At 59.2% G+C, this 24,572-nt stretch carries 30 protein-coding genes; 10 read left to right on the top strand and 20 right to left on the bottom strand.

Annotated elements, in window-relative coordinates; all coding sequences use genetic code 11:
- Positions 1–10: 10 nt before the first annotated feature.
- Positions 11–688: a glutathione S-transferase family protein gene (locus B8783_RS13370; RefSeq protein WP_084420599.1), complete on the bottom strand. Its 678-nt coding sequence runs from the start codon at positions 686–688 to the stop codon at positions 11–13.
- 61 nt (positions 689–749) lie between these two features.
- On the opposite strand from B8783_RS13370, the gene B8783_RS13365 reads away from it, so the two are divergent.
- Positions 750–1,190 (top strand): MarR family winged helix-turn-helix transcriptional regulator, encoded by a 441-nt coding sequence (locus tag B8783_RS13365; RefSeq protein WP_084422104.1) that lies wholly within the window; start codon positions 750–752, stop codon positions 1,188–1,190.
- 108 nt (positions 1,191–1,298) lie between these two features.
- Positions 1,299–1,928 carry a MarC family protein gene (locus tag B8783_RS13360; RefSeq protein ID WP_084420598.1) on the top strand — a complete coding sequence of 210 codons (630 nt, stop codon included), beginning with the start codon at positions 1,299–1,301 and terminating at the stop codon, positions 1,926–1,928.
- Between the two features lies 1 nt (position 1,929).
- Here the strand turns inward: B8783_RS13360 and B8783_RS13355 are convergent, their stop codons facing one another.
- On the bottom strand, positions 1,930–2,808 hold the full coding sequence (locus B8783_RS13355; RefSeq protein WP_084420597.1) for a 3-hydroxybutyryl-CoA dehydrogenase: 879 nt from the start codon (positions 2,806–2,808) through the stop codon (positions 1,930–1,932).
- 305 nt (positions 2,809–3,113) lie between these two features.
- Here B8783_RS13355 and B8783_RS13350 point away from each other — a divergent pair, with 305 nt between their 5' ends.
- Positions 3,114–3,872, top strand: a complete 759-nt coding sequence (locus tag B8783_RS13350) for a MauE/DoxX family redox-associated membrane protein (RefSeq protein WP_084422103.1) — start codon at positions 3,114–3,116, stop codon at positions 3,870–3,872.
- Positions 3,873–3,892: 20 nt separating this feature from the next.
- The gene (locus B8783_RS13345; RefSeq protein WP_084420596.1) at positions 3,893–4,648 is read left to right on the top strand and encodes an SIR2 family NAD-dependent protein deacylase; all 756 of its coding nucleotides are present in this window, start codon (positions 3,893–3,895) and stop codon (positions 4,646–4,648) included.
- Between the two features lie 56 nt (positions 4,649–4,704).
- Here B8783_RS13345 and B8783_RS13340 read toward each other — a convergent pair whose 3' ends face one another.
- The 3 genes from B8783_RS13340 to B8783_RS13330 all read right to left on the bottom strand — a co-directional run bounded on the left by B8783_RS13340 (position 4,705) and on the right by B8783_RS13330 (position 6,757).
- Positions 4,705–5,634 (bottom strand): electron transfer flavoprotein subunit alpha/FixB family protein, encoded by a 930-nt coding sequence (locus B8783_RS13340; protein ID WP_084420595.1) that lies wholly within the window; start codon positions 5,632–5,634, stop codon positions 4,705–4,707.
- The gene (locus tag B8783_RS13335; RefSeq protein WP_084420594.1) at positions 5,634–6,380 is read right to left on the bottom strand and encodes an electron transfer flavoprotein subunit beta/FixA family protein; all 747 of its coding nucleotides are present in this window, start codon (positions 6,378–6,380) and stop codon (positions 5,634–5,636) included. Before B8783_RS13335 ends, B8783_RS13340 begins: the two co-directional genes overlap by 1 nt.
- Positions 6,381–6,511: 131 nt before the next feature.
- A complete protein-coding gene (locus B8783_RS13330; RefSeq protein ID WP_084420593.1) occupies positions 6,512–6,757 on the bottom strand; it encodes a DUF3297 family protein in 246 nt (81 codons plus the stop codon).
- A gap of 242 nt (positions 6,758–6,999) precedes the next feature.
- Here B8783_RS13330 and B8783_RS13325 point away from each other — a divergent pair, with 242 nt between their 5' ends.
- Entirely contained in the window at positions 7,000–7,518 is a 519-nt protein-coding gene (locus B8783_RS13325) for a MarR family winged helix-turn-helix transcriptional regulator (protein ID WP_084420592.1), read from the top strand.
- 29 nt (positions 7,519–7,547) lie between these two features.
- Here the strand turns inward: B8783_RS13325 and B8783_RS13320 are convergent, their stop codons facing one another.
- From B8783_RS13320 to B8783_RS18640, 4 genes are read right to left on the bottom strand one after another with little or no spacing between them, the layout of a single operon-like run.
- The gene (locus B8783_RS13320) at positions 7,548–7,961 is read right to left on the bottom strand and encodes a hypothetical protein (RefSeq protein ID WP_084420591.1); all 414 of its coding nucleotides are present in this window, start codon (positions 7,959–7,961) and stop codon (positions 7,548–7,550) included.
- Between the two features lie 8 nt (positions 7,962–7,969).
- Entirely contained in the window at positions 7,970–8,542 is a 573-nt protein-coding gene (locus B8783_RS13315) for a cob(I)yrinic acid a,c-diamide adenosyltransferase (RefSeq protein WP_084420590.1), read from the bottom strand.
- Between the two features lie 26 nt (positions 8,543–8,568).
- On the bottom strand, positions 8,569–8,772 hold the full coding sequence (locus B8783_RS13310; protein ID WP_084420589.1) for a twin transmembrane helix small protein: 204 nt from the start codon (positions 8,770–8,772) through the stop codon (positions 8,569–8,571).
- A 53-nt stretch (positions 8,773–8,825) separates the two neighbouring features.
- On the bottom strand, positions 8,826–9,209 hold the full coding sequence (locus B8783_RS18640; RefSeq protein ID WP_233355791.1) for a hypothetical protein: 384 nt from the start codon (positions 9,207–9,209) through the stop codon (positions 8,826–8,828).
- A gap of 156 nt (positions 9,210–9,365) precedes the next feature.
- On the opposite strand from B8783_RS18640, the gene rpoH reads away from it, so the two are divergent.
- Positions 9,366–10,253 (top strand): RNA polymerase sigma factor RpoH, encoded by an 888-nt coding sequence (gene rpoH / locus B8783_RS13305; protein WP_084420588.1) that lies wholly within the window; start codon positions 9,366–9,368, stop codon positions 10,251–10,253.
- A gap of 15 nt (positions 10,254–10,268) precedes the next feature.
- On the opposite strand, the gene B8783_RS13300 is transcribed toward rpoH, so the two are convergent.
- On the bottom strand, positions 10,269–10,859 hold the full coding sequence (locus tag B8783_RS13300) for a hypothetical protein (RefSeq protein WP_084420587.1): 591 nt from the start codon (positions 10,857–10,859) through the stop codon (positions 10,269–10,271).
- Positions 10,860–10,898: 39 nt separating this feature from the next.
- Between B8783_RS13300 and B8783_RS13295 the strand changes: the two genes are divergently transcribed.
- Together B8783_RS13295 and B8783_RS13290 are read left to right on the top strand one after the other, a co-directional pair.
- The gene (locus tag B8783_RS13295; RefSeq protein ID WP_233355790.1) at positions 10,899–11,696 is read left to right on the top strand and encodes a TrmH family RNA methyltransferase; all 798 of its coding nucleotides are present in this window, start codon (positions 10,899–10,901) and stop codon (positions 11,694–11,696) included.
- A gap of 113 nt (positions 11,697–11,809) precedes the next feature.
- Positions 11,810–12,136: an RcnB family protein gene (locus tag B8783_RS13290; protein WP_084420586.1), complete on the top strand. Its 327-nt coding sequence runs from the start codon at positions 11,810–11,812 to the stop codon at positions 12,134–12,136.
- Here B8783_RS13290 and B8783_RS13285 read toward each other — a convergent pair.
- From B8783_RS13285 to B8783_RS13260, 6 genes are all read right to left on the bottom strand, one after another.
- Positions 12,133–13,428, bottom strand: a complete 1,296-nt coding sequence (locus tag B8783_RS13285) for an adenylosuccinate synthase (protein WP_084422101.1) — start codon at positions 13,426–13,428, stop codon at positions 12,133–12,135. The genes B8783_RS13290 and B8783_RS13285 overlap by 4 nt on opposite strands.
- Positions 13,429–13,509: 81 nt before the next feature.
- Complete coding sequence (locus tag B8783_RS13280; protein ID WP_084420585.1) at positions 13,510–14,976, bottom strand: flavin-containing monooxygenase; 1,467 nt, start codon at positions 14,974–14,976, stop codon at positions 13,510–13,512.
- A gap of 76 nt (positions 14,977–15,052) precedes the next feature.
- Positions 15,053–15,640, bottom strand: a complete 588-nt coding sequence (locus tag B8783_RS13275; protein ID WP_084420584.1) for an acyloxyacyl hydrolase — start codon at positions 15,638–15,640, stop codon at positions 15,053–15,055.
- A 98-nt stretch (positions 15,641–15,738) separates the two neighbouring features.
- Positions 15,739–16,329 carry a flavodoxin family protein gene (locus tag B8783_RS13270; RefSeq protein WP_084420583.1) on the bottom strand — a complete coding sequence of 197 codons (591 nt, stop codon included), beginning with the start codon at positions 16,327–16,329 and terminating at the stop codon, positions 15,739–15,741.
- Between the two features lie 105 nt (positions 16,330–16,434).
- Positions 16,435–18,030 carry a phosphoglycerate dehydrogenase gene (gene serA / locus B8783_RS13265; RefSeq protein ID WP_084420582.1) on the bottom strand — a complete coding sequence of 532 codons (1,596 nt, stop codon included), beginning with the start codon at positions 18,028–18,030 and terminating at the stop codon, positions 16,435–16,437.
- A gap of 129 nt (positions 18,031–18,159) precedes the next feature.
- A complete protein-coding gene (locus B8783_RS13260) occupies positions 18,160–19,323 on the bottom strand; it encodes a phosphoserine transaminase (RefSeq protein ID WP_084420581.1) in 1,164 nt (387 codons plus the stop codon).
- Positions 19,324–19,512: 189 nt separating this feature from the next.
- Here B8783_RS13260 and B8783_RS13255 point away from each other — a divergent pair, with 189 nt between their 5' ends.
- Positions 19,513–20,418: a DMT family transporter gene (locus B8783_RS13255; RefSeq protein ID WP_084420580.1), complete on the top strand. Its 906-nt coding sequence runs from the start codon at positions 19,513–19,515 to the stop codon at positions 20,416–20,418.
- A gap of 74 nt (positions 20,419–20,492) precedes the next feature.
- Entirely contained in the window at positions 20,493–21,335 is an 843-nt protein-coding gene (locus B8783_RS13250; RefSeq protein WP_084420579.1) for a TauD/TfdA dioxygenase family protein, read from the top strand.
- A gap of 165 nt (positions 21,336–21,500) precedes the next feature.
- Here B8783_RS13250 and B8783_RS13245 read toward each other — a convergent pair whose 3' ends face one another.
- The 4 genes from B8783_RS13245 to B8783_RS13230 all read right to left on the bottom strand — a co-directional run bounded on the left by B8783_RS13245 (position 21,501) and on the right by B8783_RS13230 (position 24,562).
- Positions 21,501–22,313, bottom strand: a complete 813-nt coding sequence (locus tag B8783_RS13245; RefSeq protein WP_084420578.1) for a PhzF family phenazine biosynthesis protein — start codon at positions 22,311–22,313, stop codon at positions 21,501–21,503.
- Between the two features lie 81 nt (positions 22,314–22,394).
- Positions 22,395–23,096: a peptidoglycan DD-metalloendopeptidase family protein gene (locus tag B8783_RS13240; protein WP_084420577.1), complete on the bottom strand. Its 702-nt coding sequence runs from the start codon at positions 23,094–23,096 to the stop codon at positions 22,395–22,397.
- The gene (gene thiD, locus B8783_RS13235) at positions 23,093–23,923 is read right to left on the bottom strand and encodes a bifunctional hydroxymethylpyrimidine kinase/phosphomethylpyrimidine kinase (RefSeq protein WP_084420576.1); all 831 of its coding nucleotides are present in this window, start codon (positions 23,921–23,923) and stop codon (positions 23,093–23,095) included. Before thiD ends, B8783_RS13240 begins: the two co-directional genes overlap by 4 nt.
- 60 nt (positions 23,924–23,983) lie before the next feature.
- The gene (locus B8783_RS13230) at positions 23,984–24,562 is read right to left on the bottom strand and encodes a hypothetical protein (protein ID WP_084420575.1); all 579 of its coding nucleotides are present in this window, start codon (positions 24,560–24,562) and stop codon (positions 23,984–23,986) included.
- Between the last annotated feature and the right edge of the window lie 10 nt (positions 24,563–24,572).

Genomic DNA, 24,572 nt, shown 5'->3' with positions numbered 1-24,572 from the left:
AGCTGGGCGGTCAGGCCGTGGCGAATTGGGCGGGGGCTTCGCCGGTGAAGTCGGCATACTGCGCGTCAAGCGCGCGTTTGAAGGCGGGGCGGGCGAGGCAGCGTTTGAGATAGGCGTCGAGCACCGGAAATTCTGTCAGTGGAATATGGCCGTTAATTTCCCGAAGGACGGTCGCCATGGCGATGTCGGCGACAGTGAACGGGCCAACGAAATAGTCTTTCTGCCCGAGCGCGTCAGCGAGCGGGGCCAAGCGTCGCTTCACCATATCGTGGAGACTTGGCCTGCGAAGTTTCGCCCACTCCTGATCGGCTTCCATGACATGCACGAAAAAAAGTTCGAAAGCGTGCGGCTCTACGCTGTTCAAGGCGGCGAAGAGCCAGCTTTCGGTCGAGGCGCAGCCTTGCGCATCGGTCGGCATCAGAATTTCGCTCTTGCGCCCAAGATGTAGCAGCATGGCGCCGGTCTCGAAGATGCGGAGTTCGCCTTCCTTCATCGCCGGAACCTGGCCGAAAGGCTGCAAGGATAGGTAGTCGCCCTTCGCGCCCACGCTCACAGCTGTGGTCCGGTAGGCAATGCCAGCTTCTTCCATCGCCCAGCGGGGCCGAAGGTCGCGGACATAGCCGCGCGCCATTTCCGGCACCCAGTCGAAGACGAAGAGTTCGATATCGGAATTCGGTTTGATGGGCACGGGCGGCTCTGCTGGCTGTTCTTGACTGGAAAGGTTGATATCAACATAAATGACAGAGTCAATGGCGAATCAGATTCCATACGAAACGACGATCCATGTGAGGGATCATTGCCTGTGCCTCGCAGCGCAGCGGGCGGCGCGTGCGCTGGCGCGCCGATTTGATGAGGCGTTTCGGCATCTGGGGATCACGAGTGGCCAGTATTCACTGTTGATGGCGCTGAACCGGCCCGCGCCGCCGCCGCTCGGACCGGTGGCCGAACTTCTGGCCATGGATCGCACCACGCTGACCGCAAATCTGAAGCCGCTCGTGCGGCGCGGGCTCGTCAAAATTATCCAGAACCCGGCCGATAAACGAAGCCGGCTGTTGAAGCTGACGGATGCTGGCCATGAGCTTCTCCTGCAAGCCGTGCCCATCTGGAAAAGTGAGCACGCGGCCATCGACGCAGAAATCGAGGCGCTCCAGCCGGATGTGTTGCGCAAAGGTCTCAGCGCGCTGGCATAGCAGTGGCATATACAGGTTTCGCAGCGCGCGATGCTTGTAAATTGCCGCTGCGCGCCGATGTGACCGGTCTCTGCCACAATTAAATCGACAAAGGGCGCACCCCTCCGGATGAGCCATAATCTGCTTGAGCAATTCATACTTCTCTGGGTCGTCATCGACCCCATTGGCACAATTCCGGTGTTTATTGCGGTGACCGCGTCGGTCGCTACCGAGAAACGATGGAAAATTGCGATACAGGCGACGGTCGCGGCGACCCTGGTGCTGCTCTTGTTTCTGATCGGGGGGCAATTCCTGATCAATGCGCTCGGGATCAGCCTGCCCGCGTTTCAGATCGCTGGCGGTATCGTGCTTTTATTGTTCGCGCTGACGATGATCTTTGGCGATTCCAAACCCGAGACCGAAGCGGAAGGCTATACGCGCACAAAGGCAGAAGGCTCTGTTGCGATCTTTCCTCTGGCCATGCCGTCGCTCGCATCGCCCGGCGCCATTCTCGCCATCGTCGTGCTGACGGACAATAATCGGTTCAGCATTGAGCAGCAGGCCGTGACGGCAGGGATCATGCTGCTGGTGATGTTCGCCGCCCTGATCCTGATGCTGGCGGCAACGCCGATCCTCAAGGTCATTCGGATGACGGGCGCCGCATTGGTCAGCCGGATCATGGGCATGATCCTCGCCGCCGTTGCGGTGAATACGGTTATTCTGGCAGTGATCGAACTGATCAGGACAGTCGAAATATAGCCTAGCGCGTCGGGACGGGCGCGTCGCCGCGATAGTCGTAGAAGCCGCGCTTGGCCTTGCGGCCGACCCAACCGGCTTCGACATATTTCACAAGAAGCGGGCAAGGGCGGTATTTGGTATCGGCGAGTCCGTCATGCAGAACCTGCATGATGGAGAGGCAGGTATCGAGGCCAATGAAGTCCGCCAGCTCCAGCGGCCCCATCGGATGGTTCGCGCCGAGCTTCATCGCGGTATCGATGCTTTCGACCGTGCCGACACCTTCATAAAGCGCATAGACGGCCTCGTTGATCATCGGGACCAGAACGCGGTTCACGATGAAGGCTGGATAGTCTTCGGCATTGGTCGTTGTCTTGCCAAGACGGTCTGCAAAGCCGAGCGCCATTTCATAGGTCTGCTGATCTGTCGCGAGGCCGCGGATGACCTCCATCAGCTTCATCAGCGGCACGGGGTTCATGAAGTGAAGGCCGATGAACTTTTCAGGGCGATCGGTCGTTGCGGCGAGGCGCGTAATCGAGATCGAGGAGGTGTTCGTTGCGAGAAAGGCGTTTGCCGGGACGGCATCGCACACCGACTTGAAAATGCTTTCCTTGATCTCGCGTTTTTCGGTCGCCGCCTCGATCGCCAGATCCACACTGTTGAACGCGCCGAGCGACGTGTTGGGCTTGATGCGCGCTATGGCGGCGGACATCTCATCAGGTGTGATAAGGTTTCTGGCCACCTGGCGCGTCATGTTCGCTTCGATGGTCTGGATGCCCTTGCTGAGGGCCTCGTCCGAAATGTCATTGAGATGAACGTCATAGCCCGCGAGCGCGCAGACATGTGCGATCCCGTTGCCCATCTGGCCGGCGCCGACCACGCCTACTGTGCTTACTTTACCCATAGCGCTCTCCGATCAGGCGACATGCTGTCCGAAACGTAATTTTTGCAGAGTGATTGTGCGGCGCGGCAAAGATCAACCCCTGTCAGCAGATTGAGAGTCTCGCCAGCATTTCTTTGTGGCGTCCAGGGCACAGGTATATTGAAGCGTTTCAACAAGTTGGAGCGGGAATTCTGCGAGTTACGAGCCGTGCAAAAGCCCAGCTAAATTACATTTGCGAGCCTGGATGCTTGCGTGTCGGAACATCCGTCCCTTAATCCTGTTGAAGTATGATGGACTCAAATGAACACACCCAAAGTATCGACGCGATGAGCTCTCCGGCTGACCGCAGCGGCCCGAACAAGGCGGTGCTGTACCGGATGGTGATGGACAAACATATCTGTCCGTTCGGTCTGAAATCCCGCGATCTTCTGAAGCGTGAAGGGTTCGAGATTGAGGACAATCACCTCACCACACGTGAGGAAACCGACGCTTTTAAGGCCCGGCATGGCGTCGAGACCACGCCGCAGACCTGGATCAATGGTCAGCGGATTGGCGGGCATGACGATCTGCTGCGCTATTTTGGAAAATCGGTTCCTGACGACAAGAAGGACGAGACCAGCTACCAGCCGGTCATCGCGATCTTCGCGACGGCCTTCCTGATGGCGCTCGCCATGAGTTTTGCCGCCTATGGTACGATCTTCACGGCCCGGGCGCTGCAATGGTTCATCGCCGTTTCGATGTGTATTCTCGCGATCCAGAAGCTGCAGGATCTCGGCGCCTTCCAGAACCAGTTTCTGGGATATGACCTTCTGGCGCAGCGTTATACGCGATACGCGTTCGTCTATCCTTTCGCAGAGGCACTGGCGGGCATCTTGATGATCTCCGGCGTGCTGATCTGGCTGGCCTCCCCGATTGCGATCATTATCGGTGGTATTGGCGCGGTGTCTGTCATCAAGGCGGTCTATATCGACAAGAGGGAGCTGAAATGTGCGTGCGTTGGGGGCAATTCCAACGTGCCGCTCGGCTTTGTTTCGCTTACGGAAAATGTTATGATGGTCGCAATGGGTATCTGGATGCTGTTCTAGGCTTTGTGTAGGCTGCTCTCATGACAGATGCACAAAAACTCGCGCGGCTCATTCATAATGCTGACCGCGTGCTCGTCTTCACCGGCGCCGGCATATCAACGGAAAGCGGTATTCCCGATTTCCGCAGCCCTGGCGGCGTCTGGAGCAAGATGCAGCCGATTTACTATCAGGACTTCGTTGCCTCACGCGACAAGCGCCGTGAAGCCTGGGCGCGCGTGTTCAATCGCTCGGCGGGCTGGGTCGGCGCGTCCCCGAATTCGGGCCACTACGCCATTGCGGATCTCGTAAAGCGCGGAAAGGTGACCTCTGTCGTCACGCAGAATGTCGACAATCTGCACCAGGAATCCGGTGTGCCGGATGACAAGGTCATCGAACTCCACGGCAATGCGTCCTACGCCAAATGCCTCGACTGCGGGATGCGACACGAGCTGGAGGAGCTTCGCGCGCCTTGGGAGGCTGATGAGGAGATCATTTGCGTTAATTGTGCGGGCTTGTTGAAAACCGCCACGATCTCGTTTGGCCAGCCGATGCCGGAAGACAAGATGGAGCGCGCCACGGCAGAGGCGGAGACCTCCGACCTCTGTATCGTGCTCGGCTCATCGCTCGTCGTTTATCCAGCGGCCGGTATTCCGGTCATGGCTGTGCGGGCCGGTGCGCGCCTGGTGATCGTCAACCGCGAGCCGACCGATCTCGACCCTTATGCCCATCTGGTGCTCAACACCGAGATCGGGCCGCTCATGCAGGATGTCATGAGTGAGCTGGAGGCCATGGACTAAAAAAAGCCCCAGGCCATGGACCCGGGGCTTTTCGATTTTATCGATCTGGCGCTGGCCTAGAGAGCTTCGGTTAGCTCAGGCACAGCGTTGAAGAGGTCAGCGACCAGGCCGTAATCGGCGACCTGGAAGATTGGCGCTTCTTCGTCCTTGTTGATCGCGACGATGATCTTGGAGTCCTTCATGCCAGCAAGGTGCTGGATGGCGCCCGAGATACCGATCGCGATGTATAGTTCTGGTGCGACGATCTTGCCGGTCTGGCCGACCTGATAGTCGTTCGGCGCATAGCCTGCGTCGACAGCGGCGCGCGAGGCACCGATACCAGCACCGAGCTTGTCAGCCAGTGGGATCATCAGGCGGTCAAACTCTTCCTTCGAGCCGAGGGCACGGCCACCAGACACGATGGTCTTGGCGGAGGTGAGCTCTGGACGGTCCGACTGGACGATCTTCTCTTCGACGAACTCTGATTTGAACGGGCCAGCTGGCGCGTCGATCTTTTCAACCGAAGCCGAGCCACCTTCGCCAGCCGCATCAAAGGCCGTGCCGCGAACGGTGACGACTTTCTTTGCGTCGGACGATTTGACCGTCATGATCGCATTACCAGCATAGATCGGGCGCTCGAACGTGTCGGTGCCTTCAATGCCGGTGATGTCGGAGATCTGCATGACGTCGAGCTTGGCCGCGATGCGTGGGGTAACGTTCTTGCCCATCGTGGTGGCAGGCGAGAAGAGCGCGTCATAGCCGTCCATCAGCGGGACGATCAGAGCTTCCATGGCTTCAGCGAGTTGCTTTTCATAAGCATCGCCTTCAGCCAGCAGAACCTTGCGGACACCGTCGATCTTGGCGGCCGCGTCTGCGACAGCGCCTGCATCCTTGCCCGCGACGATCACGTCGATGTCACCGCCGAAAGCGGCAGCAGCCGTCACCGTCTTGTGGGTGGCGTCGGTCAGCGTGGAGTTGTCGTGGTCAGCAATTACGAGAACAGCCATTAGATTGCTCCCTTCGATTTAAGTTTGGAGACGAGCGTGGCGACGTCCTCGACCTTTTCACCAGCTTCGCGAACCGGTGGCTCGGTCACTTTCACAACGCTGAGGCGCGGTGTGGTGTCGACGCCAAAATCGCCAGGGGCCTTCTCATCAATCGGCTTTTTCTTTGCCTTCATGATGTTTGGAAGCGACGCATAGCGTGGCTCGTTGAGGCGAAGGTCAGTCGTGACAATTGCCGGCGTCTGAAGCGAGAGCGTTTGCAGACCGCCATCGATTTCGCGCGTGACGGTGGCTTTGCCAGCTTCCAGCACGACTTCGGAGGCGAAAGTTGCCTGTGGCCAGTCAAGCAGCGCGGCCAGCATCTGACCGGTCTGGTTGGAGTCGTCATCAATGGCTTGCTTGCCGAGGATGACGAGATCGGGGCCTTCGGCCTCGACAATGCCCTTGAGGATCTTGGCGACCGCCAGAGGCTCAACCGTATCGTCGGTTTTGACGAGGATGCCGCGGTCAGCGCCCATGGCGAGCGCGGTGCGGAGGGTTTCCTGCGCCTGTTGCGGCCCGACGGAGACGACGATGACTTCCTCAACGGGGCCTTTTTCTTTCAGGCGCACCGCTTCTTCGACGGAGATTTCGTCGAACGGGTTCATGGACATCTTGACGTTAGCGAGATCAACGCCGCTCTGGTCAGATTTGACGCGAACTTTGACGTTGTAATCAATGACCCGTTTGACGGGTACGAGCACCTTCATAGGCTAGCTCCCATAGTTGCAATTCAGAAGACTGATGATGAACTAGAGAAGCAACCTGTAACAATCAAGCGTGTCGGCGGGTCAAAGGTCATTTCGTCGCTGTCGCCAGCGCGCCAGTCCCCTTGAAAAACCTAGCTTTCGACGTCTTCGAACCAGACTTCGACAGGGCCTTTCAGCGTCAGCGTCAAGGGTTGGCCTTTCCGATCGAGCGCCTTTCCGGCGACCACCTTGATCCAGCCTTCGGACAAACAGTACTCAACGACGTTTGTCCGCTCCTGATCCTTGTAGCGGACGCCGACGCCCCGCGCGATGAGGGCCTCGTCATAGAAGGGGCTTCGCGGATCGAGGCTAAGTCTGTCTGGCGGTGTATCGGTCATGCGGCGATAGATGCACGCGTGGCGCGCAAATCTCAAGCCTGAAAAGCGTGTGAAACTTCTTCGCCCCGCCGCGATTGCCGCAAAGATTGACGCGAACAACCAGGGGTATATTCCAAGTACAGCGGCGAAGTTGTCACCCAACTGGATTTGGTTTTCTTTATTGCGAATGTTTCAAAATTTACTCTTGGATCTATCTGTTTTGCCTTAGATCAAACTGTCTTAAAGAGTTAGGTTCACCATTCATGCCAGCAGATGGAGATACTAAGAAAGCCTGGTTTCTTCACGATGCCGTGGCCCATGCGGCGCTGATAGAGATCGGGCGGATATCTCATCTTGGCGCCTGCATGATGACGGGTCTTCTCCCGAGAGAGATGACTGTGGCGCAATACGCTGTGCTGTTCGTCATGCAATCTGCTGAGCGCCCCATGAAGATCACGCAGATTGCAGATCTGATGCACGTGTCTCAGCCAACAATGTCATCGACCGTGCGTAAACTCGAACGCAAGCAGCTCGTGAAAATTGTGCCATCCACGACTGACCGCCGGGCGAAACATGTTGAGCTTACGGAGCTTGGTGTTGCGGTCAAACAGGAGTGTGATGCGTCTGTGTCGCCTGATCTGAACAGTATTGCTTCGACATTGACGTCGGAGGAGTGGAAACAGATGGCGCCAATCCTGAAGAAGCTGCGCAGGTCCTATGTCGCCGCGCTTGCGGATACGAATTTTGTCGATCGGGACATGATGCCTCCGACATCGAGCTGAGCGGGCGCCTGCTACTCAGACAATCTGATTCAATCGCGATAATAGACTGATCGGTTCGACGGCTGTGTGCCATCGGGGAGAAAGACGGTCTGCACAATCCGCATTGTGTCGTCATCGATAAGTGTTCGCGTTGCGCGCATGGTGAGTGCGCCGTTCAGCGAGGCTGATGAGTTGAGCTCGGATGGGGTCGGCATGTCGATAGAGAAACTATCAGCCAGGCCGGGCGCATTGAAGGGGGTGGCGATGCCGTCAGGCTTGCCCTGGAAGTGGGCGTCGTGGTCCTGCCCTGATCTGTCTGTCCAGCTCATTTGAAAGGCGAGGTCATCTCCGCTTTCCGAAATGACGTAGGTCCCGCTGACGGGAGCTTCGCCTTGTTCGTATTTGCAGCTCGCAGGGTCGAGGACCCATTTGCCAAGGAAACGTTTGTGCGGTGGAGTCGACATCTCAATTCCTACCGATTGGCGCCGGGCACCCATTTGATGTCCGACTTGCCATTCTCGTTGGCGGCGCGGGCGGCGACAAACAGCCAGTCCGACAGGCGGTTCACGTAGCTGAGCGCGGCCTCACTGACCGCTTCGTCGTCAATGCTGGCGAGGCGCGCGACGTCCCGTTCCGCGCGGCGGCAGATTGTGCGCGCGACATGCAGATGTGCCGCAAGCTCTGAACCGCCGGGTAGAATGAAGCTATCGAGCGGCGCGATCTCCGCGTTCAGCGTGTCGATCTCTGTTTCCAGGCGCGCTGTCTGGGCGGGCGAGACCCGCAGCGGCTCCCAGGCAAGCTTTTTGCCGCGGTCAGGCGTCGCAAGATCAGCGCCAAGGTCGAACAGATCATTCTGTATCCGCTTGATGGCGGCGGCCATGTCGCCTTCGGCGTGCAGGCTGGCGACCCCAAGCGCTGCATTCACCTCATCGACGCTGCCATAGGCCGTGACCCGCTCACTCCATTTGGCGACCTTCTCTCCGGTCGAGAGGCGGGTCTGGCCGTCATCGCCGGTCCGGGTATAGATTTTATCGAGTTTAACCATCGGGCGGCCCTCCAGTTTGATCGGGCCTAGCTGAAGGCCCCTACAGCAAATCCAAGCGCACAGAGAAGAGCGATCGCTATGGCCTGAACAAGAACCCGAAGGCGCATCAATTTGTTGGACCGGCTGGCTTGCGCATCATCTGTACGGGCCAGGTTTGCGATGCCCAGCACAAGGATGACCACCAGAACGGCGAGCGCGATATAGAACCCAATTGTGAGGATATTGGCCATTCGGAAACTTCTCCTGCATCGTCTTCCCCACTTACGCCGTCTGAGCGCAATTGTCATGCAGGGGCATCTGCGCTTCCTCGACGCAGGTGTTTTGCCTGTCGGTGGCCGACTAACAAAATATTCACCTGAGCGGGAATTGCGCGGCGTCTGAACACGACATATTTTAAGGATGCCGGAGCATGGCGCTTCGACGTTTGCGGGCACAAACGACACTGCCCGTCCGAGAGCAAAGCGATGAAATCGCAAACTGCAAAACCTGCATCGAAACCAGCCGTCAAACCAGCAGCCAAACCGGGCAAGCCTTCAGCCCCTGGCAAGCCCAAGGGCAAATAGCCCTCCAAAATTTGGCGCTGACAGACCCCGGATGCTTCCCCCGCATCCGGGGTTTTTTGGGTCAAACAGGCGTTTTTGACGTCCTGTCCCTCTTTTCTAAACACAGATGAAACCCCATTTATGCGATGGCGCGATATCGCAAATGCGCATTAGGGGGAAAGACGCTGCCGAAATTCGGGGCTACAAGCTTTCTCCATAACCGATACGGAACTGATGCCTGTTTCAAGGGTCAGTACCTGTAGATACGGAGAAATAAGCCTATGGCTGTAAAGACATCGGTCGCGTTGAGCCCTGAGCAGGGCATGAGCCGCTACCTCACAGAGATCCGCAAATTCCCGATGCTTGAAAAAAAGCAGGAATTCATGCTCGCCAAGCGCTGGCAGGAGCATGAGGACACGGACGCCGCTGAGCAGATGGTGACCTCGCACCTGCGTCTCGTGGCGAAGATCGCCATGGGCTATCGCGGCTATGGCCTGCCAATGGCTGAGGTGATTTCCGAAGGCAATGTCGGCCTGATGCAGGCCGTCAAGAAGTTTGACCCCGATAAGGGCTTCCGCCTCGCAACCTATGCGATGTGGTGGATCCGCGCGGCGATCCAGGAATATATCCTGCGCTCATGGAGCCTTGTGAAGCTCGGCACCACGGCCGCGCAGAAGAAGCTGTTCTTCAATCTTCGCCGCATCAAGGGTGAGATTAACGCGCTTGAAGCCGGTGATCTGAAGCCCGATCAAGTGACCGAAATTGCGACCCGCCTCAACGTGCCTGAGAAAGACGTTCTCAGCATGAATGGCCGAATGAGCGGCTCGGACGCGTCGCTGAATGCGCCGATGGGCACCGAAGGCGACATGGAGTGGCAGGACTGGCTCACCGATGATGAGCCGGGCCAGGCCGAGAACTATGCCAACCGCCAGGAATTCGATAGCCGGATGACGCTTCTTCAGGAAGCCATGGCTGACCTTTCAGAGCGTGAGCAGCATATCCTGCAGGAACGCCGCCTGACCGACGAACCGAAAACGCTCGAAGAGCTGTCGGAAGTCTACAATGTCAGCCGCGAGCGCATCCGTCAGATCGAGGTGCGTGCTTTCGAGAAGATTCAGAAAGCGATGAAGCGGATGGCAAAAGAGCAGGGGCTTCCGGCGGGCGCCTAGATCTTACAGCTCGGCCTAGTCCGGGCTGGCCTGTCCCTGACTATCTTCGGGGCGCATTTCCGTCTCTGCCGGCGACGCCGGGTTAGCGGCGGCGATATTCTCGTAATTGAAGCCGACGTGGAAAACCTTCCAAGTGTCGCCGTCCATCTTCCAGATGACGGCGATCTGGCCTCCGGTGCCTTTAAATTGCATTGGGGTGGCGCATTCGGAGCGTTTGCCGCTCTGAAGCGCGTCACTATTTGCGCTGACGGTCGTCGTACAGCTTGTGGCACCGGTTTCTATGGGGGCTCCGAATGAGTCTGCGAAAGTAGAGACTTCGTCGATCTGCTGCTGGGTTGCTGCAAATTGCGGATGATAGATTGGGTCCCCTGCCGGCGGCAGGCCGGTTTCGTAGACTTGCGCGATGAAGACCTGTGTTGCGTCCTGGCGCTCCAGAGTGTCTTTCCAGAGGCCGGCGAACGTCCATCCGCACGTGCCGAGCAGCAATATGACGACACCCGCAATGCCTAGACCGATCCAGAGACCTATGCGTTTTTTGCGCGGTCGCGTCTCGTAGGGCGCAAAGTCCTCTCGACCCGCTGGTTCACTGTTCTTATGATCTGACATGCCGCCTCCCGAAGCCCTCCAACTCTGGATAGAACAGGCGTGAAGATCAACGCAACCGAAATCAGCTCCGCAGCCGATCCCCGCATTGCGCCCTACACGTCAATCCGTGAGCGCGACCTGACGGGGCGGGCCGATGGCCGGTTTATTGTCGAAGGGAAAGTGACGCTGGACATCCTGTTGGCGCGCTCGCGCTTCGAGATCGAGAGCCTGTTTCTCGGTGAGTCGCGACTGGAGCCGCTGGCTGATCTTCTCGCAAGCGTTCCCGGTAACGTGCCGATCTATGTCGCGCCGCAGAGCGTCATGGATGAAGTTGCAGGCTTTCCAATCCATCGCGGTGTTCTGGCCTGCGCGCGCAAAGGTGCGCCGCTTTCTATTGAGGCGTTGCTGTCTGCTGAAACCATTCTCGTGCTGAACGGCATTTCGAACCATGATAATGTCGGGGCCGCGTTCCGGAACGCGGCGGCATTTGGGGTCGGCGGCGTTCTTCTGGATGGGGCGAGCTGCGACCCGCTCTATCGCAAATCGATCAGGGTCTCGGCAGGGAGCGCGCTCTGGATGCCTTTCAGCCATTCGGGAACAGGGGCAGAGCATGTGGAGGCGCTCAAGTCGGCGGGGTTCGACATCTGGGCGATGACCCCGCAGGCGTCGGCAAAGTCTCTCTATAAAATGAAGCGCAAGGGGAAGACCGCCATCCTTTTGGGGGCGGAAGGGCCGGGTCTGCCGGCCGATCTTATTGACGCATGCACGCCGGTCCGGATACCGATGTCGCCATCATTCGACAGCATCAATGTAGCCACAGCGGGTGCCGTGGCGCTGGCGCACATCTTTGGCGAGTAATTAGAGGCCTGAAAGACACATGAATCGCGAGATTGGCCGGTTCTAGTGCGTGCCAGCCGGAACAAGCATGAACAGGCTCCCGTTCCTGTCCTGAGAGTTCAGGAGATAAGAATATGAAGAAACTATTCCTCCCAGTCGTTGCAGCCATGGCCCTGCTGGGCGCCGCACATGCCGGGCCGCCAGCCCATTCGAAGGGGGATGTGCCGCCGCCAGGCTTACAGAAGAATGGCCACGTCCCACCGGGCCAGGCGAAGAAGCGCTTTGCCAAGGGCGATTACATGCCCGTGCAGTACCGCGGGGACTATGTGAAAGATTACCGCAAATACGGTCTCTCAAAAGCCCCGCGAGATTACCGCTGGGTGCGCATTGATGGGGATGCTTATCTGATCAATGTGACGTCGGGTCTGATCACCGAAGCCCTTATCGACGCCCTGTCCTAGGCATTTTCGAACGGATCACGCATCAGAATAACATCTTCGCGTTCCGGCGATGTTGAAACCAGCGCGCATGGCTTGCCGACAAGCTCTTCCAGACGGCGGACATATTTCACCGCTTCTGCCGGAAGATCATTCCAGCTTCTCGCGCCGCGCGTCGAGCCGCTCCAGCCAGGCAGCGTTTCGTAAATCGGCTCAACGGCGGCCTGATCTGTGAGGCCTGCAGGATAGTGATCGATCGTTTCGCCATTGAGGCGATAGCCGACACAGACCTTGATCTCGTCAAAACCATCCAGAACATCGAGCTTGGTGAGCGCAAGGCCGTTGACGCCAGATGTCGCGCAGGCCTGGCGGACCATCACACTGTCAAACCAGCCGCAGCGGCGTGTGCGGCCCGTATTCACACCGATTTCCTTGCCCACCGTTCCAAGGCGCAGGCCGATTTCATTGTCCTGCTCGGTCGGGAAGGGGCCAGAGCCGACGCGTGTCGTATAGGCCTTGGCCAGACCGAGGACGTAGGAAATCGCACCCGGGCCAACGCCTGATCCGGCGGCGGCATTGCCCGCGACAACGTTTGAAGATGTGACGAATGGATAGGTGCCGTGGTCAACGTCCAGCATCACGCCTTGCGCGCCTTCAAACAGGACGCGCTTACCGGTCCGCACTTGCTCATCAAGAATGCGCCATGCCGGCTTCGAATAGGCGAGGATTTGCGGGGCGATTTCCAGCAAGTCGGCTTTCAGTTTCTCGCCATCTGGCTCAGGCAGGCCGAGACCGCCGCGAAGCGGGCGGTGATGGGCGAGCAGCCTTTCGATCTTGAGGTCCAGCGCAGCGGGATCGGCGAGATCGGCCACGCGAATGGCGCGGCGACCGACACGGTCTTCATAGGCCGGGCCAATGCCGCGTTTTGTGGTGCCGATCTGGGCCGCGCCAAGCGCGCCTTCGCGTGCGGCATCGATATCCTTGTGCCAGGGCAGGATCAGCGACGCATTGTCCGCGAGGATCAGCGAATCTGGAGACACCTCGACGCCCTGTTTGCGAATGCCGTCGATTTCCTCGAGCATGTGCCATGGGTCAACGACAACGCCATTGCCGATGACCGACAGCTTCCCACCACGAACCAGACCGGATGGGAGGAGGGCGAGCTTGAAGGTGCGCCCATCAATTACGAGGGTGTGACCGGCATTATGGCCGCCCTGAAAACGGACAACGACATCCGCCCGCGCTGACAGCCAGTCAACGATCTTACCTTTGCCTTCGTCGCCCCATTGGGCCCCGACAACGACTACGCCTGCCATGGCCATATGCTCCTTGCGAACCAGTTGGCCACAGACAGGGTTTGGCGATGAATTTCAAGAGGGGAGTTGATGAGATCGCTGTCAGACGAGCTCATAATCCTCAAGTTTTACGACAGAGACCGCCTTTGCGTAATCGCGTGTGTGCGAAGACCAGTTTTGCGTGATGAGGCCATCATCGGTCTTGTACCAGGAATTACAGGCCGGATCGGCCCAGACCGTCTTTTTCAAATCTTCCTGCATCTGCTTGTTCCAGCGGTCCTGAGCCGATTTTGACGGCATCAGGCCCTTGGCGGAGGCTTCATCGAGCGCGGTGATCGCCTTCATCATATATTCCACCTGCCGTTCGAGCATGAAGGTGATCGAGTTGTGGCCGAGATTCGTGTTCGGCCCATAAAGGACGAAGAGATTGGGGAAGCCGCTGACCGTGATGCCGGCATAGGCTTCGGGGTGATCTGCCCAGATGTCGTTGAGATGGGAGCCATGCAGGCCTTCGACATCGACCGACCATTTCCAGCCTGTCGTTTCAAAGCCGGTCGCGAAGATGAGAATATCGAACTTGCGGTGCTCGCCATCTGGCGTGGTCACGCCCGTCTCGTCGATTGATTTGGGGGCGGCAGTGACCAGTTCGACATTGGCGCGTTCGAGAGCGGGGTAATAATCGTCCGCGATCAGGATGCGCCGGCAGCCGACCGGGTAGTCAGGCGTGAGTTTCTTGCGCAATTCAGGATCACTGATCTGCGCATTGAGGTGGTTTTTCGCGATGGTCGTATAAGCCTCTCGGCCTTCCTCGGTCCACTCAAAGACTTTCCAGAAAAAGTGATCGGCATTGTCATAGATGAGCTGGCGCTGGCGCGCGCCGAGCTCCATCGCGACCTCGGGTTCGGTGAACATCAGCGCCTGTTCCTGCGGGGTGACAGGCACGTCCCGTCTTGGGGTGACCCAGTTGGGCGTGCGCTGGAATACGGTGAGGTGCGCTGCGGTTTTAGCAATTTCCGGAATAAGTTGCACAGCGCTCGCCGCAGAGCCGATCACGCCGACGCGTTTGCCCTCCCATGAGACCGAATGATCCCAGCGGGCCGAATGCATTTTCGGGCCTTTGAACGTCTCGAGGCCCGGAATATCGGGCCAGTTGGGCCGGTTCAGTTGGCCGAGGGCGCCGACGAGAATGTCGCCCTCATAGGTCTTGCCGCTCTTGGTTTTGACGGTCCACTTGGCGTCGTCCTCATTCCAGACGGCAGACACCGCCTCATCGCTGAGGTGCAGGTTGGGGCGGAGCTGATAGCGGTCGGTTATTTCCTCGGCATATGCTTGGATTTCCGGGCCTTGTGGGAAGGCGCGCGTCCAGTTGATGCTTTGGGCAAAGGATAATTGGTAGAGCGCAACGGGCACATCGCAGGCGCAGCCTGGATAGGTATTCTCATACCATGTGCCGCCAACTTTCGGGTTGCGGTCTAGAAGATCGAAAGTGTGGCCGGCTTCCTGCAGCTTGATCGCTGCCGTCAGGCCTCCAAGGCCGGCTCCGATAATGATGGCATGCTTCTGCGGCATGAATTCCTCCCTGTGGGTTTATCACAGGGAGGATTCGTCTGATCCGGGATCAATGCAAGGCTGACGACACGTCAGCCTATTGGCCAAAGCGCCAGTAGACACGCAGGCCGAGATTATCGATGCCCTGGTTGCGTCCATTGCCGAGGATCTGGCCGTGTGAGAGGTGCTCATACTGAAGCTGAACGCCCCACTGATCGGTGATGTCGCGGTTCAGGGCGAGGCCTGTCCGGAACAGATCTTCCGATCCGAAGAAGACGTGGTCAGCGGCATAGGCCGGGCCACGTGGGTCACCTTGTGGGTAGGGGCTGTCGAGGTCGCCGTCATGGATGACATAGCCAAGGCTTGGCTCAACTGACCAGCCTTCTGCGAAGTCCCAGTTCCAGAGAAGGCCAAAACCGCCAAAGCTTGTATCGCCTGCGGTATTCAGTGAGCCAACGATATAGGGACGAGGGCTCAGAATGTAGCGGAAGACATCCGGGCTGGTGAAGACCAGTTCGGCTTCCACGTTCGGGCCATCTTCCTTATTGGCGTTCTTGCAGTTGGCGACGCAGATATTGTGCTGCATGACGCCGAGGCGCGCTTCTTCGAGAATTTGCGCGCTGGCAGGCGCGCTTAGGGCACCCGCTCCGACGATGAGTGCGGCAAGGCCTGCGATTCGTTTCATGAGTTCCCTCAAATATTTGGCTTATGACCCGCCCAAAGAATACCGGGCGGGCCTGTCGTCAAGCATTTTGAGGGGGCATTGCCTTGATTTTCCGGCGTCTATGTCTTTCCTGCCACCCAGCGCGCGGTGATGTCAGCAACCCTTTTGCCAAAGTCTTCGGCGGTTTCCAGATCGGCTTTGTCTGGTGCCTGGTCAGCCGGAAGGTCGGTCATGGCCTGTGTGCCCAGCCCGATCATATGGCCGGCCCGGTTCCAGGCCGTCTCATAGTCGGCCGTGCTGGTATTATAGCCGGGGAAAGCGCCGTAATTGGCCCAGATCATGCCGTGTTGACCGGCAAGAATGGAGAGGCGCTGGAGTGTATTGAGCTTGTCGCCGGCAAGTGAGCCCGAATTTGTGAACCCGGCCGCGATCTTGTCCCGCCACCCCTGGTTCATCCAGGTCTTGGACGAGGCTTCGGCGAATTGCTGAAACACCGCTGAGCTGGAGCCCATATAGGTCGGCGCGCCAAAAATGATGCCGTCGGCGTCTTGCAGGACATCCCATGGCCCTGAATCAGGGGACACAAGATCATCAGCCTTGAGAAGGGTGACTTCGGCCCCTTCGACTGTCCTTGCGCCTTTGGCCACATGCTCTGCGACCTTGGCGGTGTGTCCGTATCCGGAATGGTAGACGATTGCGAGTTTGGTCATTTGCGACTCCTGTCACGAAAATTTGCGTTCGTGACAGGAGGTGGAAAGACCTGCGCCGAAGATAAGCCCCCGGCGCAGGCATAAGTCTTATCGCGTCGCTACCGACTAGAAATGGAGTACTTTCGCGTAGCGGACATGTGGCAGGGCATCGAGCTTCTCTGTCATCGCGACCGGTGGCTCGCTGTCGATGCCGATCAGGGCAATGGCTTCGCCGCCGGCGTCCTGACGCCCGAGGTGGAAGGTCGCGATATTGATGCCAGCTTCGCCCAGCATGGCGCCGAGGGCGCCGATAAAGCCCGGCTTGTCGATATTGTTGACGTAAAGTGCGATGGGCGAGAAGTCGCCTTCAAGCGGCATGCCTTTGATTTCGACAACACGCGGGCGTCCGGCTGACACCGTGCCGGCGATCGAGCGCCAGCCGCTTTCATCGGAATTGGCGGTTTTCGGCACCTTCACCTTGATGCGGATCAGGCTGTCATAGACAGGGCTTTCCTCGGTCTTGGTTTCCGACAGTTTCACACCGCTTTCAGCGAGGATCGCCGGAGCCGACACCATGTTCACATCGCCGCGCGAGGCGCGCATCAGGCCGGCAAGGGCGGCGGCGGTGATCGGCTTGCGGTTCAGCTCTGCAACCTCGCCCTCATACTCGATGACCACTTCCTCAAAGCCATGGTCGGAGACCTGGCCAGCGAACGCGCCGAGCTTTTCGGCCAGTTCGATGAAGGGTTTGAGACGTGGGGCTTCATCAGCCGTGACCGAAGGCATGTTGAGCGCATTGGTGACCGCGCCGGAGAGGAGATAGTCACTCATCTGCTCGGCAACCTGCAGGGCGACGTTTTCCTGCGCTTCGACGGTCGAGGCACCAAGGTGCGGCGTCGCGACGAAGTTCTTTGTGCCGAACAGGGCGTTCTGCTTGGCGGGTTCTTCGGCGAAGACGTCGAAGGCGGCGGCGTAGATATGCTCGCTTTCGAGCAGATCCTTCACAGCGGCCTCATCGACGAGACCACCGCGCGCGCAGTTGACGATGATGACGCCCTTCTTGGTCTTCTCCAGCGCTTCGCGCGACAGGATGTTGCGGGTCTGATCGGTCAGCGGCGTGTGCAGCGTGATGACGTCAGCGCGCGCCAGAAGCGTGTCGAGGTCAACTTTCTCGACGCCAAGCTCAATCGCGCGTTCCTCAGTCAGGAACGGGTCATAGGCGACGACCTTCATCAGCAAGCCCTTGGCCCGCTCAGCCACGCGAGAGCCGATATTGCCGGACCCGATCAGGCCGAGCGTCTTGTAGGAGAGTTCAACACCGACGAAGTTCTTCTTCGGCCATTTGCCAGCCTGCGTGCCAGCGTCAGCGGCGGGGACCTGGCGGGCCGCTGCGAACATCATGGCGATGGCGTGCTCGGCTGTGGTCACAGCGTTGCCGAATGGCGTGTTCATGACAACGACGCCTTTGGCGGTCGCGGCCTTGATGTCGATATTGTCGACACCGATGCCGGCGCGGCCGATGACTTTGAGGTTGGTGGCCGCGGCGATGACGTCTGCATCCGGTTTACAGGCGGAGCGGACGGCGAGGCCGTCATACTGGTCAACGATGGCGATCAGCTCGTCTTTCGAGAGGCCAACCTTGATGTCGGTTTCGATGCCGCGATTCTTGAAGATATCGACGGCGGCGGGGCTGAGATCGTCAGCGATAAGGACTTTAGGCATGGGTTTGTTTCCTGAAGTTTTACCCCGATCGTCCCCGCGAAGGCGGGGACCTCAGGCAATAAAGGGAAAGGCTTGTGGCACGAGATCCCCGCCTTCGCGGGGATGATCGGCTAATTGAAATCTGGCGGTCTAAAGTTCGGCAGCAACTGTCGCGAAGGCCCAGTCGAGCCAAGGCAATAGCTTCTCGACATCCGACGGCTCAACGGTTGACCCGACCCAGATGCGAAGGCCCGGAGGCGCTTTTGCATAGGAGTTGAAGTCAAAGCCTGCGCCTTCCTTCTCGATCAGCGTGACCATCTTCTTCACGAAGGCTTCCTGATCAGCGGTCTCGAGTTTTGCGACCCGCGGATCGGTGATCTTGAAGGTGACACCGGTGTTTGAGCGCGTGGCCTTGTCGGCGCACAGAAACTCGATCCAGCCGGTCTTCGCGACCCAGTCTTCCAGAATGGCGAGGCTCTTGTCGGAGCGCGCTTTAAGGCCCTTGAGGCCGCCCGTTTCTTCGGCCCAGTCGAGGGCTTTCAGATAATCTTCAACGGCCAGCATGGACGGCGTGTTGATCGTTGCGCCTTCGAACAGGGCTTCGTTCAGCTTGCCATTATTGGTCATGCGAAAGATTTTCGGCAGAGGCCGGTCTGGCGTGTAGCTTTCGAGGCGTTTCACCGCGTTCGGGCTGAGGATCAGCATGCCGTGGGCCGCTTCTCCGCCGAGCACTTTCTGCCAGCTATAGGTGATGACATCGAGTTTCTCGAAAGGGATGTCCTGCGCAAATACGGCAGACGTCGCATCGCAGATCACGACGCGGTCCGGGTTCGGCTTGATCCAGCTGTCATCATTGACGCGGACGCCGGAAGTGGTGCCGTTCCAGGTAAAGACGATATCGGCATCATCGCGTGCCTTTTCGAATTCTGGCAGCACGCCATAGTCGCCGACGTGAATTTCGCAATCGTCGAGTTTAAGCTGTTTCTGGGCGTCTGTGACCCAGTCCTTGCCGAAGCTTTCCCAGGCAAAGATGTCGACCGGCTTCGCGCCGAGCATGGACCACATGCACATCTCAACAGCGCCGGTATCGGACGCTGGCACGATGGCGACGCGGTAGCCCTCAGGCAGGTTCAGAATTGTCTTGGTGCGGTCGATCGCTTCTTTCAGCTTGGCTTTCGCATCCTTGGCACGGTGCGAGCGCCCGAAGGCGGCAGACTGAAGTTGGTCGAGGGAAAATCCGGGACGCTTGGCGGTCGGACCGGAAGAAAAATGCGGGCATGCAGGGCGCACGTCCGGCTTAGCGGGAATCGTCATCTGTTTTACTCCTATCCTTACAGATAGGCTGGGCACCGTTGGGGGCGCCTGGCCCACGGCCCCTATGACAGATTATTGCGCCGCATCAAAGGGATTATTTATGACAATCGCGTCAGGCGAGGGGTTGCCCGGCGCGCGCAGGAGTGCAAATCGCTACCTCCAGCCCTTTCCCAGGAACACCAAACAGGCATGACAACTTCGCGATCACCCGCTGACTGGGGCCTGTTCCTCCTGCTGTCTGCCTGCTGGGCCAGCGCGTTCGTGATGACAAAGGTGGCGGTGGGCGATTTACCCGCCAGCGTGATTATTCCGGGCCGGTTGATCTCAGGCGCAATTATCCTCTGGATTGTCATGCTGGTGCGCGGCGAGCGCCTGCCGCCCTTTTCTAACAGGTCAGCCTGGCTCGCCATATTGGGGCTCGGCACGATTGGCACGGCGGCGCCTTTCTATCTCATCACGGTTGGCCAGAAGACGATCGACTCGTCGCTGGCCGCCCTCCTCATCTCGGCGGCGCCGTTGTTTACGGCCGGTCTGGCCCATCTCAAATTCCATGACGAAAAGCTCACCGGCTTCAAGGCGCTTGGGCTGCTGGTTGGATTTGCAGGCGTGGCCGTGCTGCTCGGACCGGACGCCTTAAAGGGCCTCGGCAATGCCAATTTTATTGCCCAGCTGCTCGTGGTGGGTGGGGCGTTTTGTTATGCCGTGAACAGCATCATCGCGCGGCAAGCCCCGCGCATGGGCGCGACCGTCCTACCGGTCGGGTTTCTGACGGTCGCCTCAATTGCCTCGCTGCCGATGCTGGCTTTGACCGACTGGTCCGAGGTCACGTTCACTACGGCCAGTGTGTCGGCTGTGTTGGGCCTTGGGGCGATTTCGACAGGGCTTGCCGGGATCATCCTGATGTATCTTGTCGCCCGCACCAGCGCGACGTTCATTGCGCTGACGGGCTATGTCATCCCGGTGATGACCGCTGTGCTCGGCTATTTCCTGTTCCGGGAAACCCAAAGCTGGAACGCGCTCTTTGCCTTCATCCTGATCCTGTCCGGGGTCTGGTTCTCACAGAGGCGGGTGCGCCGAAAAGCTGACGCTGGGTGAGCTTTGCGCGCCTGCGCCTTTGGAGTAGGCTTGGCTGCAAGTGCTGACGCGAAGATCAGCCCCGGAGGACAGAAATGGCAACGCAGATCGAGATCAAGCCCATTTCAGGCGCGCTTGGCGCGGAGATCGCGGGCGTCAGCCTCGCCGATGAGCTCTCGAATGAGGCGTTCAACAAGGTCCACCAGGCCTTCCTTGATCATCATGTTATCTTCTTTCGCGGCCAGCATGATCTGACGCCTGAACACCACAAGGCGTTTGGTCGCCGCTTCGGGACGTTGAACGTCCACCCTTATGTGAAAGGGATGGCGGACCATCCTGAGATCATGGAGATCATCAAGGAGCCGGAGGAAAAGACCAATTTTGGCGGCGGCTGGCACACCGACATGTCCTTCCTCGAAGAACCGGCGCTCGGCTCCATCCTTCATGCCATCGAGGTGCCGCCCTATGGCGGTGATACGCTGTGGGCGAACCAGCATATGGCGTATGAGACGCTGTCGGATGGCTTGAAGGAAACGCTTTCAGGGCTGACGGCCATCCATTCCGCCAAAGGCGAGTATGGGCCGAAGGGCCAATCAGCGCTCGGCCGGCAATCCATGGAGACAAGCGCAGCGCCTGATGCGCCGGAGTTTGAGCACCCCGTGGTGCGGACCCATCCCGAGACGGGCCGCAAGGCGCTTTATGTGAACCCGGCTTTCACCATGCGGTTCAAAGGCTGGACGCGCAAGGAAAGCCGCCCTTTGCTGAACTATCTGTTCGAGCATTGCCAGCGCGAGGAGTTTACCTGCCGCTTTCGCTGGGAAGCCGGGTCGGTGGCGTTCTGGGACAATCGCTCAACCTGGCACTTTGCGCTGAATGACTATCAGGGCCATCGCCGGCATATGCGCCGGGTGACGGTCGATGGGGATCGGCCGTTTTAGGTGGGTGCGGCCTGCCGGTGTTTTGCCAGAAGCGCTCGTCCTTCGACTTCGCTCAGGATGAGCGCTTAATTGCTGAGCTATCAAAAAGGCCTCATCCTGAGCGAAGTCGAAGGACGAGGCCGCCATGTGCTTCGGATGAAGCTGGCAGGGCAAAATCCCGCTCGCCTAAAGCGAAAACTTGCCTTCAATCACTGTCACGGCCTGCCCCCGTAGTTTCACCCGGTCGCCGACCAGTTCGACGCCGATCTTTGCGCCGCGGCCGGGATAGGCCTGGTAGCAATCGAGCGGTTTTTTGAGACGCGCGCACATGATGGCGGCAACCATGCAGTGCCAGCTGCCGGTGGCCGGGTCCTCGGGGATGCCGCTGGCCGGGGCGAAGAAGCGGCTGGTCACATCGACGCCGTCGCCGCCGGGGGCGAGCACGCCGAGATTGCCGCGGTCGACATCCTTCATCACGCCGAGACGTGCGATCTGGTCGATGTCGGCCTGCATGCCGATGATGTCCTCAGGGTCACCAAAGACGGCGGCGTAGAAGGGGCCGCCCCAGGCTTCGAGCGGCCATGCGCCGAGCGCTGTGGCGACATCTTCTGTCACATCCATCCGGTGCAGCTCAGGGGCCGGGAAGTCCATTTCATAGCGCCCATCGGGCATCCGTTTCACGGTCAGGCGCCCGGATTTGACGGTATCGAAAGCGATCTCCTCGCCCGAAAAACCCTGATGCGAGAAGAGGACATGGGCCGATGCCAGCGTCGCATGTCCGCAAAGCGGGACTTCCAGCGCGGGCGTGAACCAGCGCAGCTTCCAGACGCCGTCGCCTGCGGGCACAATGAAGGCGGTTTCGGCGACATTATTCTCGGCTGCGATCTTCAGCAGCGTCGCATCCGGCAGAAACGCGTCCATTGGCATGACGCAGGCCTGATTGCCTTCAAATGGTTTCGAAGCGAAGGCATCGATCTGGAAGAAGGGCAGGGCGGTCATGACAGTGGCTCCTTGGATCAGGGAGCCGTGTACATACGACCGCCGGCGGGCCGGGACAAACCAGACTTTCTAAGCGATGGTTTAGTCAGGCGCTTGGCGGGTTATGCGGGGCAGGCCCGCCAGAGGGCACGGATCAGGGCAAAGCGTCAGCCATGTCTCTTTTTCGTCAATCACGCAGACGCCGGGAAAGTCGCCGGACTTGTCCATGATGTCGAGCATGATCTGGAAATGAAGATGCGGCGCCCAGCCGCCATTTACGTCATTGTCGCCGAGCCTGCCGAGCGTCTCGCCCGCCTTGATCGTTTGGCCGGCGGCAAGGCCTGCGAGGCTGTTTTCGCTCAGGTGGCCATAGAGGGTGTAGAAGGTGAGGTCTGGTGCCGGGCGGTGCTCGAGGATGATTGTCGGGCCGTAATCCTTGGCGCTATTATTGACCTGAAAGCTGTGCACCTCTCCATCGAGCGGGCAGCGCACGGGCGTTCCGGCCGCCGCAAAGATATCAAGGCCCAGATGAAGCGTGCGAGGGGTCTGACCGGGCGGGTTGAAGATCGGCGTGTCATAGATGGCGCGGGTCTCGCCATAGCCGCCCGCTTCAATGGCGCCGGCTTCCGGTATCCAGTCGATTGGCAGATCGTTCCAGCCGCGCGCTTTCAGACCGTCTGCATCAAGGCGAATGTGATGGGCATCCCTGATCCCTTCCATGATACCTGGGCCGGGATGCTGTCTTGAGGCGAGCCAGGCATCATAGCGCGCCCGGACCTCTTCAAGCTCAACCGGCGCGTTCATCTTTCCTCGTCCCGATCGAGCTGCCAGCCATGGTGCACGGGGCCGTGACCATGGCCGTAACCCTTGGCGTTTCGGATCGCGCCGATGAGGTAGTCACGTGCGGCCTCAACGGCGTCTTCAATCGCGGCGCCTTGCGCAATGCCTGCCGCGATGGCGCTGGCCAGCGAGCAGCCTGTGCCGTGGGTTGAGCTTGTGTCGATCCGTTCGCTCTCGAAAATCCACTCACCATGCTCGGTTTGCAGGACATCCATGACGATGCGCCCTGGAATGTGCCCGCCCTTGATCAACACGCCTTTTGCGCCGCGCTTCAAAAGCAGTTCCGCCGCCCGCCTTTGGCCATTGATGCCGTCGACAGACTTGCCGGTGAGAATCTCAGCCTCTGGCGCGTTCGGCGTCAGCAGTCCGGCGCCGGGAATGAGCAGCGATTGCAGGGACTGGACGGCCCGCTCATTCACCAGTCTGTCGCCGGAACTCGCGACCATCACAGGGTCGATGATGGTGGGGGCTGTAGGGGCGAGATCTTCGAGGGTCTCGGCGACGATTTCGACCAGCTCCGCCGTGGCGAGCATGCCGGTTTTCACTGCATCTGCGCCAATATCCTTGAGGCAGACGGTCATCTGGCCGCGAACCGTTTCAAGCGGGATGGCGTGAACGTCATGCACGCCGCGCGTATCCTGCACGGTGATCGCGGTAATGGCGGTCATGGCATAGCCGCCCATCGCCATGATGGATTTGATGTCGGCCTGAATGCCCGCGCCGCCACCGGAATCCGATCCGGCGACAACCAGCACGCGGCCTTGAGGGCCAGAGTCTTTTTCCTGCGTCATGCAGAAGGGATTACTTGGTCAGCGGTGCTGAGGAAAGCGGCGATGGCTGAGACCGCGCCCTTACCAGGATGGCGGTGGCCGCTCGACCGGGGCTGAGAGGTCAAATTCAATGCGGAAATGACGGTTCGGGCGGCTGAGTTCGTAGGCAAAGAGGTTGGTTTCCGGGCTGACCGTCAAGGTCCAGACATTGTCCTTTGAGACCGGAATGCCCTCCTCATCGAACAGTTTCTTTGTGTCGTCTCCAGCCGGGAAGATCTGGCGTTCGGCTGTCGAGTCCGGGGCCGCGCTGCCACCATACATGGTCAAAGCGTCAGGCGAGCCATCCTCGTGATTGTGCTGATGACTGAGGTGCAGGCTGTTATCGGCATTGCGCGTGACAATCCAGGTGCGCGAACGGTCTGCCCCGACATGCAGGGGAATGCGCAGCTCATCTTCATTGCAAACCGCGAAGTCAGCGACGATCGGGACGGCGCGCCACGCATCGTCGGCGGCGTCCGTGCTGACAATGGTGCCGGAATAGGCTTCGCCGCAATACTCGCTGACGGACTGGAGAAACGCGTCGGCGCTTTCGTTTTCCGGCTCGGTGACCGTGCAGGCCGACAGCGCCAGAGCGAGCAGGAGACTTGATCGGATGTACATGGGGCGCACC

The sequence above is a fragment of the Henriciella litoralis genome (assembly GCF_002088935.1).
Classification (GTDB): Bacteria; Pseudomonadota; Alphaproteobacteria; order Caulobacterales; family Hyphomonadaceae; genus Henriciella; species Henriciella litoralis.
The sequence above is the reverse complement of the archived record's forward strand: the minus strand, read 5'-3'. Positions and strand labels throughout refer to the sequence as shown.

Bases quoted from the DNA above. Each gene is read 5' to 3' on its own strand.
- B8783_RS13325 (WP_084420592.1), top strand. From the start codon at position 7,000: ATGCCAGCAGATGGAGATACTAAGAAAGCCTGGTTTCTTCACGATGCC.
- B8783_RS13340 (WP_084420595.1), bottom strand. From the start codon at position 5,634: ATGGCTGTTCTCGTAATTGCTGACCACGACAACTCCACGCTGACCGAC.
- B8783_RS13245 (WP_084420578.1), bottom strand. From the start codon at position 22,313: ATGACCGCCCTGCCCTTCTTCCAGATCGATGCCTTCGCTTCGAAACCA.
- B8783_RS13260 (WP_084420581.1), bottom strand. From the start codon at position 19,323: ATGACGATTCCCGCTAAGCCGGACGTGCGCCCTGCATGCCCGCATTTT.
- B8783_RS13280 (WP_084420585.1), bottom strand. From the start codon at position 14,976: ATGCCGCAGAAGCATGCCATCATTATCGGAGCCGGCCTTGGAGGCCTG.
- B8783_RS13335 (WP_084420594.1), bottom strand. From the start codon at position 6,380: ATGAAGGTGCTCGTACCCGTCAAACGGGTCATTGATTACAACGTCAAA.
- B8783_RS13365 (WP_084422104.1), top strand. From the start codon at position 750: ATGGCGAATCAGATTCCATACGAAACGACGATCCATGTGAGGGATCAT.
- B8783_RS13355 (WP_084420597.1), bottom strand. From the start codon at position 2,808: ATGGGTAAAGTAAGCACAGTAGGCGTGGTCGGCGCCGGCCAGATGGGC.
- B8783_RS13350 (WP_084422103.1), top strand. From the start codon at position 3,114: ATGAGCTCTCCGGCTGACCGCAGCGGCCCGAACAAGGCGGTGCTGTAC.
- B8783_RS13285 (WP_084422101.1), bottom strand. From the start codon at position 13,428: ATGGCAGGCGTAGTCGTTGTCGGGGCCCAATGGGGCGACGAAGGCAAA.
- B8783_RS13300 (WP_084420587.1), bottom strand. From the start codon at position 10,859: ATGTCAGATCATAAGAACAGTGAACCAGCGGGTCGAGAGGACTTTGCG.
- B8783_RS13230 (WP_084420575.1), bottom strand. From the start codon at position 24,562: ATGTACATCCGATCAAGTCTCCTGCTCGCTCTGGCGCTGTCGGCCTGC.
- B8783_RS13360 (WP_084420598.1), top strand. From the start codon at position 1,299: ATGAGCCATAATCTGCTTGAGCAATTCATACTTCTCTGGGTCGTCATC.
- B8783_RS13345 (WP_084420596.1), top strand. From the start codon at position 3,893: ATGACAGATGCACAAAAACTCGCGCGGCTCATTCATAATGCTGACCGC.
- B8783_RS13255 (WP_084420580.1), top strand. From the start codon at position 19,513: ATGACAACTTCGCGATCACCCGCTGACTGGGGCCTGTTCCTCCTGCTG.
- B8783_RS13320 (WP_084420591.1), bottom strand. From the start codon at position 7,961: ATGTCGACTCCACCGCACAAACGTTTCCTTGGCAAATGGGTCCTCGAC.
- thiD (WP_084420576.1), bottom strand. From the start codon at position 23,923: ATGACGCAGGAAAAAGACTCTGGCCCTCAAGGCCGCGTGCTGGTTGTC.
- rpoH (WP_084420588.1), top strand. From the start codon at position 9,366: ATGGCTGTAAAGACATCGGTCGCGTTGAGCCCTGAGCAGGGCATGAGC.
- B8783_RS13290 (WP_084420586.1), top strand. From the start codon at position 11,810: ATGAAGAAACTATTCCTCCCAGTCGTTGCAGCCATGGCCCTGCTGGGC.
- B8783_RS13270 (WP_084420583.1), bottom strand. From the start codon at position 16,329: ATGACCAAACTCGCAATCGTCTACCATTCCGGATACGGACACACCGCC.
- B8783_RS13240 (WP_084420577.1), bottom strand. From the start codon at position 23,096: ATGAACGCGCCGGTTGAGCTTGAAGAGGTCCGGGCGCGCTATGATGCC.
- B8783_RS13310 (WP_084420589.1), bottom strand. From the start codon at position 8,772: ATGGCCAATATCCTCACAATTGGGTTCTATATCGCGCTCGCCGTTCTG.
- serA (WP_084420582.1), bottom strand. From the start codon at position 18,030: ATGCCTAAAGTCCTTATCGCTGACGATCTCAGCCCCGCCGCCGTCGAT.
- B8783_RS13250 (WP_084420579.1), top strand. From the start codon at position 20,493: ATGGCAACGCAGATCGAGATCAAGCCCATTTCAGGCGCGCTTGGCGCG.
- B8783_RS13275 (WP_084420584.1), bottom strand. From the start codon at position 15,640: ATGAAACGAATCGCAGGCCTTGCCGCACTCATCGTCGGAGCGGGTGCC.
- B8783_RS13315 (WP_084420590.1), bottom strand. From the start codon at position 8,542: ATGGTTAAACTCGATAAAATCTATACCCGGACCGGCGATGACGGCCAG.
- B8783_RS13330 (WP_084420593.1), bottom strand. From the start codon at position 6,757: ATGACCGATACACCGCCAGACAGACTTAGCCTCGATCCGCGAAGCCCC.